General features: G+C 37.4%; 15 protein-coding genes. 9 read left to right on the plus strand and 6 right to left on the minus strand.

What is annotated here, in order from left to right:
- Positions 1–4 precede the first annotated feature (4 nt).
- Genes BUW93_RS04865 through BUW93_RS04885 form a run of 5 tightly spaced genes read left to right on the plus strand, consistent with a single transcriptional unit; the run spans position 5 to position 4,673 of the window.
- Positions 5–1,018 carry a hypothetical protein gene (locus BUW93_RS04865; protein WP_081209738.1) on the plus strand — a complete coding sequence of 338 codons (1,014 nt, stop codon included), beginning with the start codon at positions 5–7 and terminating at the stop codon, positions 1,016–1,018.
- Positions 1,019–1,021: 3 nt separating this feature from the next.
- Positions 1,022–1,816, plus strand: a complete 795-nt coding sequence (locus tag BUW93_RS04870) for a DNA methyltransferase (RefSeq protein ID WP_081209740.1) — start codon at positions 1,022–1,024, stop codon at positions 1,814–1,816.
- Complete coding sequence (locus BUW93_RS04875) at positions 1,816–2,964, plus strand: EVE domain-containing protein (RefSeq protein ID WP_081209742.1); 1,149 nt, start codon at positions 1,816–1,818, stop codon at positions 2,962–2,964. Before BUW93_RS04870 ends, BUW93_RS04875 begins: the two co-directional genes overlap by 1 nt.
- Positions 2,965–2,991: 27 nt before the next feature.
- The gene (locus BUW93_RS04880) at positions 2,992–3,621 is read left to right on the plus strand and encodes a hypothetical protein (protein ID WP_081209743.1); all 630 of its coding nucleotides are present in this window, start codon (positions 2,992–2,994) and stop codon (positions 3,619–3,621) included.
- Between the two features lie 47 nt (positions 3,622–3,668).
- Positions 3,669–4,673 (plus strand): DNA adenine methylase, encoded by a 1,005-nt coding sequence (locus BUW93_RS04885; RefSeq protein ID WP_081209744.1) that lies wholly within the window; start codon positions 3,669–3,671, stop codon positions 4,671–4,673.
- Positions 4,674–4,703: 30 nt separating this feature from the next.
- On the opposite strand, the gene fdhD is transcribed toward BUW93_RS04885, so the two are convergent.
- Genes fdhD through BUW93_RS04900 form a run of 3 tightly spaced genes read right to left on the minus strand, consistent with a single transcriptional unit; the run spans position 4,704 to position 9,861 of the window.
- Positions 4,704–5,477: a formate dehydrogenase accessory sulfurtransferase FdhD gene (fdhD, locus tag BUW93_RS04890; protein ID WP_081209746.1), complete on the minus strand. Its 774-nt coding sequence runs from the start codon at positions 5,475–5,477 to the stop codon at positions 4,704–4,706.
- Positions 5,478–5,486: 9 nt separating this feature from the next.
- Positions 5,487–8,201: a formate dehydrogenase subunit alpha gene (gene fdhF / locus BUW93_RS04895; protein ID WP_081209747.1), complete on the minus strand. Its 2,715-nt coding sequence runs from the start codon at positions 8,199–8,201 to the stop codon at positions 5,487–5,489.
- Positions 8,202–8,208: 7 nt separating this feature from the next.
- On the minus strand, positions 8,209–9,861 hold the full coding sequence (locus tag BUW93_RS04900) for an NADH-ubiquinone oxidoreductase-F iron-sulfur binding region domain-containing protein (protein WP_081209749.1): 1,653 nt from the start codon (positions 9,859–9,861) through the stop codon (positions 8,209–8,211).
- Positions 9,862–10,392: 531 nt separating this feature from the next.
- Between BUW93_RS04900 and BUW93_RS15140 the strand changes: the two genes are divergently transcribed.
- The gene (locus BUW93_RS15140; RefSeq protein WP_081209751.1) at positions 10,393–10,674 is read left to right on the plus strand and encodes a hypothetical protein; all 282 of its coding nucleotides are present in this window, start codon (positions 10,393–10,395) and stop codon (positions 10,672–10,674) included.
- Positions 10,675–10,726: 52 nt separating this feature from the next.
- Here BUW93_RS15140 and BUW93_RS04910 read toward each other — a convergent pair whose 3' ends face one another.
- Entirely contained in the window at positions 10,727–11,842 is a 1,116-nt protein-coding gene (locus BUW93_RS04910) for a DUF2914 domain-containing protein (protein WP_081210224.1), read from the minus strand.
- A gap of 158 nt (positions 11,843–12,000) precedes the next feature.
- On the opposite strand from BUW93_RS04910, the gene BUW93_RS04915 reads away from it, so the two are divergent.
- Positions 12,001–12,666 carry a class I SAM-dependent methyltransferase gene (locus tag BUW93_RS04915; protein WP_081209753.1) on the plus strand — a complete coding sequence of 222 codons (666 nt, stop codon included), beginning with the start codon at positions 12,001–12,003 and terminating at the stop codon, positions 12,664–12,666.
- Positions 12,667–12,708: 42 nt separating this feature from the next.
- On the opposite strand, the gene BUW93_RS04920 is transcribed toward BUW93_RS04915, so the two are convergent.
- A complete protein-coding gene (locus BUW93_RS04920; RefSeq protein WP_157893284.1) occupies positions 12,709–13,134 on the minus strand; it encodes a hypothetical protein in 426 nt (141 codons plus the stop codon).
- 407 nt (positions 13,135–13,541) lie between these two features.
- Between BUW93_RS04920 and BUW93_RS04925 the strand changes: the two genes are divergently transcribed.
- Entirely contained in the window at positions 13,542–14,327 is a 786-nt protein-coding gene (locus BUW93_RS04925) for a hypothetical protein (protein ID WP_081209757.1), read from the plus strand.
- Positions 14,328–14,393: 66 nt separating this feature from the next.
- Here the strand turns inward: BUW93_RS04925 and BUW93_RS04930 are convergent, their stop codons facing one another.
- Positions 14,394–15,479 carry a Gfo/Idh/MocA family protein gene (locus tag BUW93_RS04930; RefSeq protein ID WP_081209759.1) on the minus strand — a complete coding sequence of 362 codons (1,086 nt, stop codon included), beginning with the start codon at positions 15,477–15,479 and terminating at the stop codon, positions 14,394–14,396.
- A 139-nt stretch (positions 15,480–15,618) separates the two neighbouring features.
- Here BUW93_RS04930 and BUW93_RS04935 point away from each other — a divergent pair, with 139 nt between their 5' ends.
- Positions 15,619–16,194 (plus strand): DJ-1/PfpI family protein, encoded by a 576-nt coding sequence (locus BUW93_RS04935; RefSeq protein ID WP_081209761.1) that lies wholly within the window; start codon positions 15,619–15,621, stop codon positions 16,192–16,194.
- The last annotated feature ends 373 nt before the right edge of the window (positions 16,195–16,567 follow it).

Genomic DNA, 16,567 nt, shown 5'->3' on the forward strand with positions numbered 1-16,567 from the left:
TTAAATGAAAAAAAACTACGACGAGAATTCCTGGACAAAAGGAGAGCAATTTGAAAATTTTGTCCAGAATATAATATTTCCTGAAAGTCACTATGAACTTTTGCATAAAACAAATGATTACAAGCAAAATACTGAACGATATGTCCAGAGCTCACTAAAACCTGATTTCCAGTTTAAATCTAAAGTGACAGGAAAGAAACTTTATGTTGAGGCAAAATTCCGTTCCAAAACCTTTCAGAGTAAATATGATGTACTTAGCCAACAACAATTTAAAAGCTTCCCCGAGTTAAATTCTGATGATAGTCCCATTTTTATAGCTTTTGGTTACGGTGGTAAAGCCAACAATCCGGATTTTATAAGTTTAATCCCATTTGAAGAAGCTAAAGAAAGATCATTGAGTCCAGAAAAAGTGCACGCTTTTAACATTACAAAGGAATTATTTCCTATTTCAGAAATAAAACAGAAATTTAAAGAGGATAAAAAGGCAGAATATCAGGAAAAATTTGAAGGAAAAATAAAAATTCCTTCATTTAAAGAAACTAAAAAACCAAAGAATACCGACCCTAAAATTTTAATAGCTGCCTGTATTGGAGTTGTGGCAATTCTCCTGTCATTCTACGCTTTTAGTTTTTCGACAGAACCTCTTGCTGCTGAAGACCAACTAAAAGAAATTGTAAAAGACTACTGTCAGTCTATGAATTCCAATCAAATTGAAAAGTTGCCAAAATTTCTTAGTCCCAATGTAATAAGCTGGTATGGCGCAACCGATCCCAGCCTTAATGAAATACTGAAAATTGCGAAAAATCATAGAGGAAAGTACCCATTTTCAAGTTCAGAAATAGATTGGGACTCTTTTAAAGTAGTTGAGCAGGAAGATGGAGATTACTATGTTTCTTATAAAATGATCTACAAATCCAAGAAAAAAATTACAGATGATTATAATGTTTTCAATTTAAAATTAGTCACTTATTGGGATGAGAATTATAAATTAAAAAGTATAAGAGAAATAAGATTATAGAAAATGAAATATAACGATCTAGATATTAAAAAATGGAAAGAAAGCGACATAAATGTTGATAGTTTATGGATTATTGAGCAACGGGAAAAATCAGGTAAACATTCAAATGTGTATCACGGAAATTTCATTCCACAAATTCCTAATCAGTTGATTAGGCGGTATACAAGAAATGAAGAAATAGTTTTAGACCCTTTTTTAGGGAGCGGTACTACGCTTTATGAAGCTGAGAATTTAAATAGAAATTTTATTGGGTTTGATATAAATGAGGATATTTTCAATTTTGTTAAAAACAACATGAAGAATTCTTCTGAAATTCAGTATTCTATAAAAATTGCTGATGTCACTTCTCAGGAAGAATTTGACAATGCCATTACTACCTCTTTAGAATCTATGAAAGCTGAAAAGGTTCACTATGTACTCATGCACCCGCCCTATCTGGATATTATTAAGTTTACGAGCCATAAGAATGATCTATCTCAGATATCTGATACTGATTTATTTATAAATAAAATGCTCGATGTAATAAAAAATTGTCTGAGCTATCTAGAGAAGGAAAGGTACTTCTCCATCGTGATAGGGGATGTTTATAAAAAGGGAGAGGTAATTCCCTTATCCTCACTTATTATAAATGCTGTTAAACAAAAATTTCAAGTTAAACTTAAAGGGATTGTGGTAAAGAACATTGCCGGAAACAGAGCTAAACAAGGTAAAGGTGGGATTTGGCGATATCGGGCCCTGAATAGTGATTACTATATTTTTAAGCATGAATATATATTAACCTTTAAAAAAATGTTTTAATGGCGACACATATTTTAACTGTCGATGAAATCACAATTAAGCCTCACTTAAATTATATGTTCATTGGAACCGGCAAGAATGGAGCTCCCCATCAAGGAGGAGCATTAGCTGATATCCTTAGTATACGTGAAGATGATAATATCATTTTTTATGTAATGAAAAGAGGATTTTTCGGAATTTTTAAAGCAGTGGGAGAGGTATTTTACGATTATAATTGTTATGATGGTCATCACCCTCAGTACCTAGGGAATTCTTTAGGTACGAAAACCCTCACTTATAGGATGAGAATTAGACCTAAGGAGGTATATAAAAATTACATTTCTGAATGGGATATGATGGAAAATCCTTTGAAAATATTAAATCATTCTATTTTTAATATGCAGTGGTCTTGGATTTTTAAAAAACTCAAAGGCAATCGAGGTTGTATTTCGATTGATGACAAAGAATTTTCTTTATTTAAGGCAGGACTTATCGAAAATAATATTTTGTTAGAAAATGCAAATAATTTTTCTTATTCGGATGGAAAAATTAGTGTTTTAAATGATAATAACGCTTATGATTTAAATTGCACAACAGAAATGCCTCGTTCTGACCTAAGATTAAACAAAATTTATAAAGAGGAAGATCTAAGGATACTATTTACTGCTAAAGCTAATAATCACGGAATCTTAAATGAGGTCCTAAAGCCTGAAATTAACGGAAACGTAAATTTTATAGCCAATGAAATTGCCTGTTCATTTAGCGAGCGAAGAATGGATTTACTGTTCGGAACAGATCACCAAAAGTGTATTCTAATTGAATTAAAAAATAAGTTTGTTTACAATGAGTCCATTTATAATCAGATAAAAGAATATGCGAGATGGATTTCAGCATATAAAAGTCAGTATAAAAATATTATTCCCATTCTTATTCTCAAAGCACCTCCTGAAGTTCCTAAGAATAACAGAGGCAAATATTTCCAATTTTTAACAAAGGAAAAAAGTAGAAAAGGTATTTTATCCCCTTGGTACCTCACAATGAAAAATAAATTTAAAAAAGAACAGGAAAGATTACTTAAGGAAGGAATTCCAAATCTTGAAAAATTAGAGGTTTACTCATTTTCAATAGATGAAAATCACGTACTCACAAAAATTACCCAACTAGCGTAATAGATATTCACAAAATCCTCTTATAAGATGAAAAAACATGAACTCTTTATTGAACTTGCTAAACCTAATGAAAAGGGAATTTCCAGGTGGGTGAATACTTCAGAATTTGTAGGGAAGTATTCCCAACTGGAGCTATTAAATGGTTTAAGTTGGGGCCGTAGATCCTCAGTTTTAGCTAAGACTTATAATGTCGAAACTGATAAAACAATTACTCCCGGGGTTAAAATTGACCGTATAAGATTAAATGGTTTGAACAACTCTGAATCAAGTAAATTATCGCAAACTATTAGAGCTGATATTAAAAAAGAAATTTCTTCTAAAAGATGTATAGTTCTCGGTACAAGAAGAAGTTGTGATCATAAAACGGAAGTAGATCATAAGGATGGCCGGAAAGATAACTTAGAAGTTATGAATTCTGCCAGCCAAAAATTAAATGATTTTCAGCCCTTATCCAAACCTGCTAATGATGCAAAAAGGCAATTCTGTAAAGTCTGTGTACAAACTGGGGAAAGATATGATGCAAAACTATTAGGCTATACCGTTTCCTATATTAAGGGCAGTAAACTATATGATGTTTCTATAGGCTGTGAAGGTTGTTTTTGGTTTGATCCGATTGCATTCAGGCAAGCTCCTACGTTAAAAAGAAATAACAAATAGAGTCAACTGCTAGGATATTTTATATTTGCGCTCAATAATATCCAGATATGAATTATATAGGATCCAAAAATAAACTAAATCCATTTATATTAGAGAACGTACAAAAAGTTGTTGGGGCAGATCTTTCCAATAAAATTTTCTGTGATCTTTTTGCCGGTACTGGAATAGTGGGACGTAATTTCAAAAAACTTGTAAAACAAGTAATCAGCAACGATTTTGAATACTATAGCTATGTTCTTAATCGGAATTATATTGGAAACCACCTCCCATTGGATAAAAAAGATTATTTCATTAAAAGATTAAATGATCTTTCCCCTGTTAAAGGGTTTATTTATAGTAATTATTGTATTGGAGAAAAAGGATCTAGGCAATATTTCTCAGATGAGAATGGTAAAAAAATCGATTCCATTAGGATTCAAATCCAAAAGTGGAGGAATGAAGGCACAATAGATAATGCGACTTATTTTTTTCTACTGGCTAGTTTGTTGGAAAGTTCTGACAAAGTAGCAAATACAGCCTCAGTCTATGGTGCCTATCTCAAGAAGCTTAAAAAATCAGCTCAAAAAGATTTAATTCTAGAACCTGCGGACTACCAATTGAATAAGAATGAACATCTTGTTTTTAACCAAGACAGCAATGAACTTATAAAAACAATTGAGGGGGATATTTTATATTTGGATCCTCCATATAATGCTCGACAATATGGAGCAAACTATCATCTTTTAAATACAATAGCGCTTTATGATGAATTTACTCCAAAAGGCAAAACAGGCTTAAGAGATTACAATCGATCTCAGTATTGCAGCAAGGGAACCGTGTTAAGTGCTTTTGACAACTTAATCAAATATTCTAATTTCAAGTATATATTTTTAAGTTACAACAATGAAGGGTTAATGTCGAAGAAAGAGGTGCAGGATACAATGGAAAAATACGGTAATTACCAATTAGTTTCGAAAGAATATCAAAGGTTCAAGGCAGATAAAACAGAAAACCGAAACCATAAGCTTAATAAAACTGAAGAATATCTTCATATACTTGAAAAGAAATTTTAATGAACCTTTCTTGAATCTACAGTTTTATCTTTAAGAGTATAAGGTGGCTTTGTTCCCCCTGGAGAAGCCAATGAGACGAATCCCAAACTCTTTCGCAAAATCTACAGCCAAACTTGAGCAGGCAGAAACGGCTATCACATAGGGGATATTTGCTATAAAAGCTTTCGAAATAATTTCGTAGGAAACCCGCCCGCTAACCAGCATACAATTGGCAGTTTTTAAAGAGTCTTTCATCAATAATTCGCCAATAACTTTATCAACGGCATTGTGCCGGCCAATATCTTCTTTTACACTTAGCAGCTTGTAATTGATATCGAATAATGCGGCCGCATGCGATCCGCCTGAAGCTGTAAAAGTTTCTTGCCGCTGTTTCATTTCAGCAAACATTGCTTCAATTTTCTGAAAATCGAAACCGGAATGATTGGCCAGTTTGCATCCTTTTACTGCAATATCTTCAAGTTTTTGTTTTCCGCAAATTCCACAAGAAGAAACAGAGAGTAGGGTTCTTTTGTTTAAGTAGCCTTTTCCCAAAGATTTTTCAGGGATGCTCACATTTACAATAGAGAATTCCTGCTCCCGTTCTTCAATAACTTCAAAACCGGGATTAGCTGTATGCTGGTAAATGTCTTCGGCATATAACAAGCCGCGTATTAACTCGAAATCATCGCCAGGAGTTCTCATAACAACCGTGTAGGGCTCCTTATTGATGTTTATCTGCAAGGCAGCCTCAACAACTAAAGCATCGTCTACTTTTTTCTGAATTCCGTTTTCTATGTGTAAACCTTCGTAGGTTAGTGTCTGCATATTTTTTAATCAAATACGTTCAAAATCGACTGCCACAACCTTATATTCAGGAGTCATGGTTTCTTTATCTCCAACACTTCCTGTAATAAGGTTGATGAACACTTCAGGCTGATGGAAAGTGGTTCTTAAAACGCCTCTTTTGACGTTTTTGGAATATTTTATGGGTACGTGCACACTTCCTCTATCAGAAAAAATTCGCACTGTTTCATTATCTTTAATCCCTTTTTCTTTGGCATCTCGTGGATGTACTTCTAATACATCTTTTGGAAGAATTGTTTGATTATCTGTTCTACGGGTCATGGTTCCGGAATTGTAATGTTCCAGTTCTCTTCCCGTGGTTAAAATAAAGGGATATTTTTCTCCGTGGGAGCTAATTTCAGGGCTTTCTTCAAAATCGAAATGATGAAAAGTACCGATTCCTTTTTTAAAATGCCCATCTATATGAAGCATTTTAGTATCTGTTCCGTCTTCTTTAATAGGCCATTGTAAGCCATTTTCTCCTAAACGTTCCCAGGATAATCCTTTCATAAATGGGATAACATCAGCTATTTCTTCGATAACTTTGGCAGCGTCGTAGGTTAGACCGGTGGGTTGGTCGTAGCCTAAACGGCTCATCACATCAATAACCATCTGGCCGTCTGGTTTTGTGTTTCCAATAGGTTCAATGACTTTATTAACGCGCTGTACTCTTCGTTCTCCATTGGTAAAGGTTCCATTTTTTTCAAAGTAGGAGGAAGCCGGCAAGACTACATCTGCCATCCTGGTTGTGGCAGTCATGAATAGTTCCTGAACAACAATTAATTCCAGATTTTCAAAAGCTTTAATGCTATGATTGGTGTTGGGATCGGTCATAATAGTGTCTTCCCCCATTATGTAGAGCGCTTTTAACTTACCTTCAATGGCTGCATCGAGCATTTCCGGAATTTTCAAGCCTTCAAACTCCGGCATTTTTTCAACCCCGTATTTCTCTGCATAGTATTTTTGATTTTCAGGATTATTAACATCCATATAACCGGCACCTTGATGTGGTTGTACCCCCATATCTGCAGCACCCTGAACGTTATTTTGCCCACGTAACGGATTTAGCCCCACTCCATGTTTTCCAATATTCCCGGTCATCATGGCCAGATTGGATAATAACATTACGGTTTTACTACCCTGAAAATGTTCTGTAACTCCCAAACCATGAAATTCCATGGCTCTTTCAGACTTCGCATAGGCAATAGCAGCTTTCCTGACCAGGGCTTTAGAAACTCCTGTGAGGGTCTCTAATTCATCCATATCCAGATTTTCAACATGTGCTTTAAATTCCTCGTACTTTTCGGTATAAGCATCAATAAAATGTTGGTTAACCAGGTTTTCTTTGATAATGTAATGTGCTATCATATTTAAAATAGCCACATTGGTTCCCGGTCTAATTTGTAAATGAAAATCTGCCAATTCAGCCAGACTTGTTTTGATAGGATCTACCACAATAGAGGTCACTCCTTTCATAAAAGCCTGTTTAATTTTTGCTCCGGTTACCGGATGAGCTTTTAGCGGATTCGCTCCAAAAAGGAAAATTGCATCGGTTTGTTTTAAATCTTCAATGGAGTTTGTTGCTGCGCCTGTTCCAAAAGATTCCTGCATTCCATAGGCAGTAGGAGCGTGGCATACACGTGCGCAACCATCAATATTATTGGTTCCTATCGCAGCCCGAATCATTTTTTGCATTAAATAATTTTCCTCATTGGTAGCTCTGGAGGAAGATATGGCTCCAATACTATCTGCGCCGTGCCTGTTCTTTATATCTATTAATTTGTGAGCGATAAAATCGTATGCCTCATCCCAGGAAACTTCTTCAAATTTGCCGTTTTTCTTAATCATCGGTTCGCGTAAACGGTCTGGGTGATCATAAAACTGAAACGCAAAACGACCTTTTAAACAGGTATGACCTTCATTGACTTCAGCAGTTTCGGGAGCCTGAATGCCCCTGATTTTTCCATCGATTACCGAAACATCCAATTGGCAGCCAACGCCGCAATACGTACAGGTTGTTCTTACCGTTTTATCGGCGATCAAAGTCTTGGTTTCAAATTTATCGGTTAAAGCTTCTGTTGGGCAGGTCTGTACACAGGCGCCACAAGAAACACAGGCAGATTCATCAAAAGTTTCATCAAAGCCTTTAATGATATTGGTGGCAAAACCACGACCGGACATTCCTAAGATCATCTCCCCCTGGATTTCCTCACAGGCTCTAACACAGCGAAAACAGTTGATGCATTGTGACAGATCTGATTTTATATAGGGATGTGATCTGTCCGGCTCAAGCTCTAAATGATTTTCTCCTTCGGGATAGCGCACATTAGGAATTCCTATTTGGGCGATGGTTTCCTGAAAAGGGGTTGCTTTTTTATCTTCAGCAGGAAAGACTTTATCAGTAGGATAATCTGATAAAACCAGTTCAACAATATTCTTGCGAAGCCTTTTTATTTTTTCTGTATTGTGATAGATGTATAAATCTTTAGTAACCGGGGTGTGGCAGGAAGCCATTGTTTTTGTTGGTCCGTCTTTTTGAAGGGCCACTTCCACAGAACAAACTCTACAGGAACCAAAATTTTCCAATCTGTTATCCTGACACATTGTTGGAATGGCGTTTTTGTTGTTTTCAATTCTTCTAACGAAATCCAGGATGGTTTCACCTGTGATAAAATCGTATGCTATGTTGTTTATAAAAGCTTTCATATTGATTTTAGTTTGAAGTGAAATACTGGTTTAACTCCTCTTTAAAATACATCAATCCATTTTTTATTGGTAAGGGAACTCCTCCGCCAAGTGCACATAAAGAACCAATTTCCAGGGTTTCTAATAAATCAGCGAATAAGTGCTGGTCAATTTTATAGTCTTCATTTTGTGCTTTTTGAAGTAACTCCATACCTCTAAAAGAGCCAATCCTACACGGGTAACATTTTCCGCAAGATTCATCGGCAGTGAATTCTAATAAATGTTCCAGGAATTTAATCATTGGAAAATCTGTTGGGATAGAAACTACGCTGGCATGACCTAAGAGGAATCCGTTTGACTTTAAACTTTCAAAATCTAAACTCAGCTCTTCGATTTTATGCATTGGAATGATACCGCCTAAGGGGCCACCAAGTTGAAATGCTTTAATGTCTGATTTTACCCCTTTCCCAAACTCGTTAAAAACGGTGGCTAAGGGAGTGCCCATTTCAATTTCATATATTCCCGGAGCATTGAAAAAGCTGTCCAGGGAAACCAGTTTTGTGCCCGTAGATAGTTTTGTTCCCAGGGAGGCATAAGCCGCGCCACCATTTTCTAAAATCCAGTGAATATTTGCGAAGGTTTCTACATTGCTCAAGACCGTTGGTTTGCCATACAAACCATATTGAGTTGGATAAGGTGGCCGCACCCGCACTTCAGGGCGTAAACCTTCAATGGAATTCAATAAGGCGGTTTCTTCCCCACAGACATACGAGCCCTGCCCGCGAATTATTTTAAATTTAAAATTGCCAATCAGCTTGTTATCTTTTAATTCCTGAATCGCATTGGAAACAATTCTGATTGAATCAGGATATTCCCCACGTATGTATAAAACCCCGGTATCGGCTCCAACGCTTAAGCCGCTCATATACATCCCGAACAAAACTTTATGCGGCTGATGTTCCAGTAGATACATATCGGAATAGGCTCCCGGATCACCTTCATCTGCGTTACACACAATGTATTTTTGGGTTTCCTCTCCGGTGGCGTTTAAGGGTTCTTTAATGACAGCATCTAACTTAAACCAAAACGGAAAACCCGCCCCACCACGGCCTCTTAAATTTGAGGTTTTTAGTTCCTGGATAACCTGTTGAGGATTTGCTTTAAATTTTTCGGAAAGCGCATAAAAATTAGAAACCTTCTCAATCTTTGAAGTTAGAACAGGCGTGGTATTGGAAGCTATATTATAGCTATTATTGGGAGTTCCCGATTGCCCCCGCATTGACAGGATTTCTGTTAATTCCTCATTTGTAGCTGCTGAAAATGTTTTATCATCGAACATGAAAGCATTATTGGTATGGCAATGACCTACACAGGCAGCGTGACCAATTTCCTCTTTTTTGAAATGCTTTTCTATATTCTTTTGGAGATTTGTTTGAGTTTTGGCCACCATACAAGCTGTTCCACTGCACACATGGATTTTTTTAGCCCGGTTTTCTTCCCTGGTAAAATCGTAGAAAGAAGATGTGCCAACTATCACGGAATCATCGACCAAAAAGCGTTTTGCCAATTTCTGGAAGTCTTTTTTTGGTGCGTTTTTATGCGATAATTCTGCTATATTTTCGAACAAATTATCATCTAAACCTTTACGGGACGATAATGATCGTATGTTTTTATTTGCCATTTTACTGAAAATGATTAGCTAAGTTACTGAAAATTAAGGACCTTGGTTGGCGCATCAATTTATAATTTTTTACAGAGAAGAAATGTAACTTTTATTGCATGAGATGCTAAATAGAAGGATCATGACAGCTAGTGGGAATAAATAACACCAGATCGCGGCCCCTGAAGATTTAATTATTTATAAGCTTTCTGCAACTTTTCTTTAATTTCCTGTTTCAGGCTTTTGGATTCCAAAATATGGTTTCCAGATGAAAGCCACTCCATCCTGAAATCATAGGTAGGTCTCGAATATTAGCTGAATTTTAAATCTTTCAAATATGTGCTGTAGAAAGATTTTATTAGATCCCGGCTCCTGTTTTTATTTGCTGCCACGATTAAAAAAGAGTACTAAAAAGTAAAAGAGTGTTCGTTTACAAATACAGCTTTTATGAGCCCTTTTGTAAATTGAAGAAAATTATAAAGATGGAAGTTTTTCTGAATGGAAAGAACTTGAATTTATAAGTACAGAAATGAGGGATTAAAACCTAAATCAGTGTCAAAAAAGAAACAGGCAAAAATGCCCTGGCCCACAAAAGATGCTATGGCGCAGATCTATGAAAAGAATTTGTGGGGTGGCGAGGAATCTGAATATTATTCCGGGTTGGGCTCACATCATCTTGAAGTAGTAAACCCATATATAGCTGTAGTACCTGTTCTTTTTAGAGATTTTGGAAGACTTTGTGCAGCATGGGGGACAAGGTTTTCGGCAATCGAAATTCCAATAACCACAAGAACAATTTTACCAAACCTACCGGAAGTCGATGCAGGGTTCTGAAGCGCTTTATCAAGGACTTTTAGAGCATTGAAGAGGATTGAGGAAACAGTTTTTAAAATGTTTTCTTTACCATTCCTTCTTTAAGAGGTTCAGAAGTATTTTTAATCACAAAATCCACAACACCAAGTACCAGTTCCTCTTCTGTAATTACATCAACTTTCCATTGGCCTTCCCTAAGGTTGTTTTTATAAGTATATCCCCGGTAACCACGATCACGCCCACCGGCAACTTCAAAGCCAATATCATCTGTTACTTCCCATTTCCCGGTTTCGGGATTGTAGCGTTTCCACCTGTGAAAAATGGACTTTTTTAAATCTGTAGGTGCAAAAACAGAAGTGAACACATAAACCCTCTGACCTTCCTGCCGAAGAAAATTAATGTCATATTTACGCCAAAATACATACCATTCATTCTTCTGGTAAGTAACGATGTATTCGTTATTTATTTTCCGCACTTCATGAGCCACCATCCCGGTATCCATAGCCAGCGGCACCGGGGGAATAAGGTTGAAATAGTAAAAAACATTGATTGTTAAATAAATAGAAAAGATAATACCGAGCAGTTTTTTCAGACTAATCTCAGCTCTTGTGCCCGGGCTTGACCTGTAAATAAAACTGATGAGTGCCAGCGTACACCCCAAACTTACAAGTCCGGAAATGATAAAAATAAAGGTATTCATTTCCCTAATCAGCGTGGGAATCATGAAGGTGAAAAAGGTAAAACTTATAAAAAAATAAACACTAAACTGAAGGTATTTATTGGAGATCTTCTTTTTAAGAAACTCGTTTGCAAATAAGAGCAGGACCAGCAATATGAAAAAAAATATAGTTTTTGACATAGACACACTTCTGAAAAAATAGATGACAAAAGCACTTGAAAGTGCGCCAAAGAAGAACTGTATAGCCAGCGGCAAATATTCGGAATAACGGCTAATAAAAGTACCTTCCCACTTATCATTATTCACTGTATTATATAAATAAAGCGTTATGGATAATAATGTCATATGTGAGCAAAGTACTACCGTATCATAAACACGATCTATTCTCCCTAAGGTCAACGTATCAAAGATAAAACCACCCATAAAAAAAAGAATGGGAGCGTACTTTTGATTGCGAGTAACATAACTTCCAAAAGCACTTTTTCTATATCTTACTAAAGCTCTTTTCATAATCTTTAAAGTAGTGCCAAATTTAGCGTAAAACTTCATACGGATATTTGCTTTGACTTTAATACCAGAGCGCTTATGAATAAAAGCGGAATCAGGATCTTATCGAATATTATTTTAATCCATTACTTTTGAGTGATGATCCGGTATTGATCTTTTCAATGACAAAAAACAAAAAAGCAAAAAAGCCCTGGCCAACTAAAGATGCTATGGCGCAGATCTATGAAAAAAATCTGTGGGGTGGCGAGGAATCTGAATATTATTCCGGTTTAGGCTCACATCACCCTGAAGTAGTAAATCCATATATAGCTGCGGTATCTGCTTTTTTAAAAGATTTTGAGACTCCCCCGGTAGTTTGTGATCTGGGTTGCGGGGATTTTAATATTGGGAAAGAACTGGTAAAATACTCCAAAAAGTATATCGCACTGGATATAGTTCCTGGGCTTATAGCCTATAACAAGAAAGCCTTTCAGGCAGATAATTTAGAATTTCATGCTTTAGATATTACAACAGATGAATTGCCTTCGGGAGATTGCGCGATTCTAAGGCAGGTTTTACAACATCTATCGAATGCGGAAATAAAAAGTGTAGTTGAAAAATTATACAATTATAAATATGTTATTCTAACCGAACACTTACCGGAAGAAGATTTTGAACCCAATAAAGATATTATCTCAGGGCAGGGAATCAGGCTTAAAAAGCAAAGTGGAGTAAAACTTTTAGCGTCGCCGTTTAACTTGAAGGTTAAAGAAGAAAAACAAATATTATCTGTAAAATCTCCCGGTTTTAAAGGAGTTTTAGAGACGACACTTTACCAAATAAATTAAAAATGGGGTTTATATATAGCCTGGCAGGAATAGTATTAGACCTTAATACATCTCTGGGGTAACATCTATATTCAGGATAAACTTGCCGTTTTTATCATAATAATTATAGCTCATCGTGATATTATTATCCCGGAAATCTTTTAGATCGGGGCTTGAGCTTACATTTTCAATGATGCCCGGTCTAATATATTTTTCTACAGTATCTGTATTTACCTCTTGCTTAGACATATTTACCAGGGTATAGTGATATTTAAAAACCTGATCGCTCACGGCAGAGGCGCTGTCGAGCCGGGAATATTCATCGACCATCTTAGAGGAAATTTTATTGACTTCCCGGGCCGCATCGGCAAGTTGTTCTTCCAGGTTTTTGGTATTAAAGAAAAAATACTGAACAGCAAAGAAAGCTATTCCAAAAGTTATGGCGAAGGAGATGCTTTGTAGGATTAAATCCTTTTTTGATTTTCCCATAGGTTTAATGCCAGCTTGAAGTTGTTTTTTAGGAAAGTCTAAAGTATAGTTTTTTATTGAAAAGCTTCTTTTTTTAGTTGAATTAAAGTTTTTCACAGAAATAGTTAATAACCTGTTCATTACTTATTTATGAAGGGATTCAAATTAGACTATATTTTTTTAATTTAGTTATAGCTATAAACTACAGATTTATAGTCTTGTAAAGCGATGAACTTTTGAGCAATGTACTGAAGATGCTTTAGCGTTTTGATTAGATATTAAAAACCGGCTATACCTACTACGTTGGTTGTTGTTATAAGATTAATTTTCCGGATCCCGGATCATAAGGTGATTGCTGTGCGCCTATTAATGGCGCGAACATAAAGAATTGCCTTTGCGATCTTTTTCCGGAACATACTATAGCCCCAATGAAAAGTAAATTCGATTGTTTGGTAATTGCCTCGCAGTATAGTGGTGCCAGGGAGGTTTTTGATCTCTTAAAGCAGAATATAAAAACCGGTACTGCTCCTGAAATCCTTCAGAATAAAGCTATCCTGGAATGTAAATCGGTTGAAGAAACTGAAAATCTACGGGTAGGGATCTTCGAATTCGAAAGCCTGGAGGAGCTTCGTCAAACCGATATTTCTGAATATTTATTACCACAGGCCAGGGTTTATCTGATGCTTAGGAATCCCGTATGGCGCGGTTTTGCTGCCTACCGAAAAAACCGGGAAGAAGGTACAGAGCGTTCCAGTTTTATAGAAGCTGTAAAATGGGATAGTAGTCCGCCGGAAGTGGGGCTGGGGCCACAGAATACGAGTTATATCATCGCAGGAAAATATTCCGAAGGGATAAGATCTTTGCTGCAACAAACCGAAGAACACCGGCTTCAAATCCTGGAATTTGAAGAACTACGGCGTGCGCCTTTTGAGATCTTGCTGGAACTTAAAGAAAGTCTCGGACTTCAATTCAAGCTTTCCCCTGAAGAGATCAGCCTTAATTTAGGCAAACAAAAGGTGGCCGGAAGGAGACTGGGAATATTCAGGACGCTTAGACAAAACCCTGCTGAACTCGATGAGGAAACGGCAAAATATATCTACTACACCTATTTTAAAAGAGATATCGAAGAGGTGGAAGAACTGCTTTCATCCAGTTTCAACTCCTGGAAGTTTACAGAAAAGGCACCGGCCGGTAGTTATATCGGGTTACTTTGAACTTTCGTTTCCGCTAACTTAAGTGGGATCTTTAAAGCGAAGAGAAGGAGAGTTTTTCTCAAAGGCCTACTCAAGACTTAGCCTCTCCCCATTCCTGCCTGCCGATTCATAGATCTTTTCCAGGATCGCGATATCCCGCAAGCCTTCCTCGCCGGGGACCAAAACCGGGGTGTCGTTTAAAATTGCCCGGGCGTCATCATCCATTTGTACCGCCTGCTGATTTTTCCCGAAGGGCGGCAAGATAGTGCCATCGCTGGCCTTGCCTTTTACCCCGCTATAACTCTGAAAAGGCCTTAAATAATACCATCCGTTTTTACAATTTATTTCCAGGTTGTTCAGGTTTTCCCAAAAACTGGTCTTGCAGCTGGCGGTGATCCCATTGGGGAATTCGAGTTCGAAGTTGGTGGTTTCGTCTACCTCTGTAAAGATCTCCGGGCGCTTAGTGCTATGAGTGGCGCTAACAGCAATAGGTTCCATCCCCGTGCTGTACCTTGCCGCATTTAAGGGATATACACCCATATCATACATGGCCCCGCCACCCATTTCTTTTTTTAATTTCCAGGGGTTCATCGGGGAGCCATAATACCCCGCCTGGGCTTCAAGATTTTCAATGGTCCCAAAAGGCCTGGTCTCTGCCCATTTCATTATTTTTCGGGTATTGGTCTCGTGCTGCATGCGGTATCCTATAGAAAGTTTTACCTTATTTTCTTCGCAGGCATTAATGATGTTCCTGCATTCATCTGCAGTACGCGCCATAGGTTTTTCACACCAAACATGCTTGCCGGTTTCGGCGGCTTTAATTGCATATTTGGCATGCAAGCCGGTTGGCAGGACGATGTAGATCACATCGATCTCCTCATTATTGGCCATAGCCGTCATATTTTCATAATTGTAGACATTCCTGTCTTTTATGCCGTATTTCTCCTGCCATACCGGAATTTTTTCCGGGCTCCCGGTAACTATGCCTCTTAATTCGCACAAATCGGTTTCCTGAAGAGCCGGGGCCAACTGAGTGCTGCTGTAATAACCTAAACCTACAAGGGCAATACCGAGTTTTTCTTTTTTCTTCGGAATCATAAAATTGGGGAAGGGCAGGGCACTGGCAGCAAGTAAAAGCCCAGTTTGTTTTATGAAAAGTCTTCTATTAGGCATAGTGCTAGGTTTTTGAATCTATAATTTATAAAAAACGAGACTCTTTTTCTCTGTAATGGGCTGGTTTTTAACGATTATTTAATCCAGATACCTGTAGGATTTAGTAAATTAAGCTTGCTTAGCTTTAAATGATTTTATTATGAAAAAAATACTCTTCCTTACCGGCGATTTCGCTGAGGACTATGAAACTATGGTGCCATTTCAAATGTTGGAAATGCTTGGTTATACCGTTCATGCGGTATGCCCCGATAAAAAGAAAGGCGATAAGATAAAAACCGCCATCCACGATTTTGAAGGAGACCAGACCTATACCGAAAAGCCGGGGCACCTGTTTGAGCTTAATTTTTCTTTTGATGAGGTCACAGCCTCAGATTACGAAGGCCTTGTTATCGCCGGGGGGCGGGCACCGGAATACCTGCGGCTTAATGAGCGCGTGCTGGAGATCACTAAATATTTCTTTGATCAGTATAAACCTGTGGCAGCGATTTGCCATGCAATACAGATCCTTACGGTAGCTAACCTGGTGGAAGGTAGAACCCTCACCGCCTACCCGAGTATAGGACCTGAAATTGAACTGGCCGGCGGCACCTATAAAGAAGTGAAACCCACCGAAGCTGTGGTAGATGGGAACCTGGTTACTTCTCCGGCCTGGCCCGGTCACGCACCATTTATAAGAGAGTTCGTGAAATTACTGGGAGCAAAAATTGAATTATAATTTATGCGTTTTACAGGGCATCAATCTCTTTAAGAATGCTGCCCTGTACCTTTACCTGGCATCCCGGGCGTTTAATTCTGTACCGGTCTCTTTGTTTTAGCAAAACAAATAAAGCGCAATCCCTTGAATCTTTCTGAAAGTTGTTCCTCCCCAAGCCGACTTATGGAATTCTTTACATTCTTGTCTAAGGTCGTATCCGGTTTTTAATTGCATCAGGAAAATAACTGGCACGTACATTGCAACAAATCTTAAGGAAATGTGAAAGTCTTGTGCTTAGGATTTTTGCAGACCTTTTTACTCTTAAAAGAAAAAGATATTGAAAATAAACAAAACAGCAGCTGCATTGGTTCCTGTACTAAGGAAAGGGAAATCC

Source organism: Salegentibacter sediminis (assembly GCF_002078605.1).
GTDB lineage: Bacteria > Bacteroidota > Bacteroidia > Flavobacteriales > Flavobacteriaceae > Salegentibacter > Salegentibacter sediminis.

Bases quoted from the DNA above. Each gene is read 5' to 3' on its own strand.
- BUW93_RS04910 (WP_081210224.1), bottom strand. From the start codon at position 11,842: ATGAAAAGAGCTTTAGTAAGATATAGAAAAAGTGCTTTTGGAAGTTAT.
- BUW93_RS04930 (WP_081209759.1), bottom strand. From the start codon at position 15,479: ATGCCTAATAGAAGACTTTTCATAAAACAAACTGGGCTTTTACTTGCT.
- BUW93_RS04880 (WP_081209743.1), top strand. From the start codon at position 2,992: ATGAAAAAACATGAACTCTTTATTGAACTTGCTAAACCTAATGAAAAG.
- fdhF (WP_081209747.1), bottom strand. From the start codon at position 8,201: ATGAAAGCTTTTATAAACAACATAGCATACGATTTTATCACAGGTGAA.
- BUW93_RS04900 (WP_081209749.1), bottom strand. From the start codon at position 9,861: ATGGCAAATAAAAACATACGATCATTATCGTCCCGTAAAGGTTTAGAT.
- BUW93_RS04885 (WP_081209744.1), top strand. From the start codon at position 3,669: ATGAATTATATAGGATCCAAAAATAAACTAAATCCATTTATATTAGAG.
- BUW93_RS04935 (WP_081209761.1), top strand. From the start codon at position 15,619: ATGAAAAAAATACTCTTCCTTACCGGCGATTTCGCTGAGGACTATGAA.
- BUW93_RS04920 (WP_157893284.1), bottom strand. From the start codon at position 13,134: ATGGGAAAATCAAAAAAGGATTTAATCCTACAAAGCATCTCCTTCGCC.
- BUW93_RS04870 (WP_081209740.1), top strand. From the start codon at position 1,022: ATGAAATATAACGATCTAGATATTAAAAAATGGAAAGAAAGCGACATA.
- BUW93_RS04875 (WP_081209742.1), top strand. From the start codon at position 1,816: ATGGCGACACATATTTTAACTGTCGATGAAATCACAATTAAGCCTCAC.
- BUW93_RS04925 (WP_081209757.1), top strand. From the start codon at position 13,542: ATGAAAAGTAAATTCGATTGTTTGGTAATTGCCTCGCAGTATAGTGGT.
- BUW93_RS04865 (WP_081209738.1), top strand. From the start codon at position 5: ATGAAAAAAAACTACGACGAGAATTCCTGGACAAAAGGAGAGCAATTT.
- fdhD (WP_081209746.1), bottom strand. From the start codon at position 5,477: ATGCAGACACTAACCTACGAAGGTTTACACATAGAAAACGGAATTCAG.
- BUW93_RS04915 (WP_081209753.1), top strand. From the start codon at position 12,001: ATGACAAAAAACAAAAAAGCAAAAAAGCCCTGGCCAACTAAAGATGCT.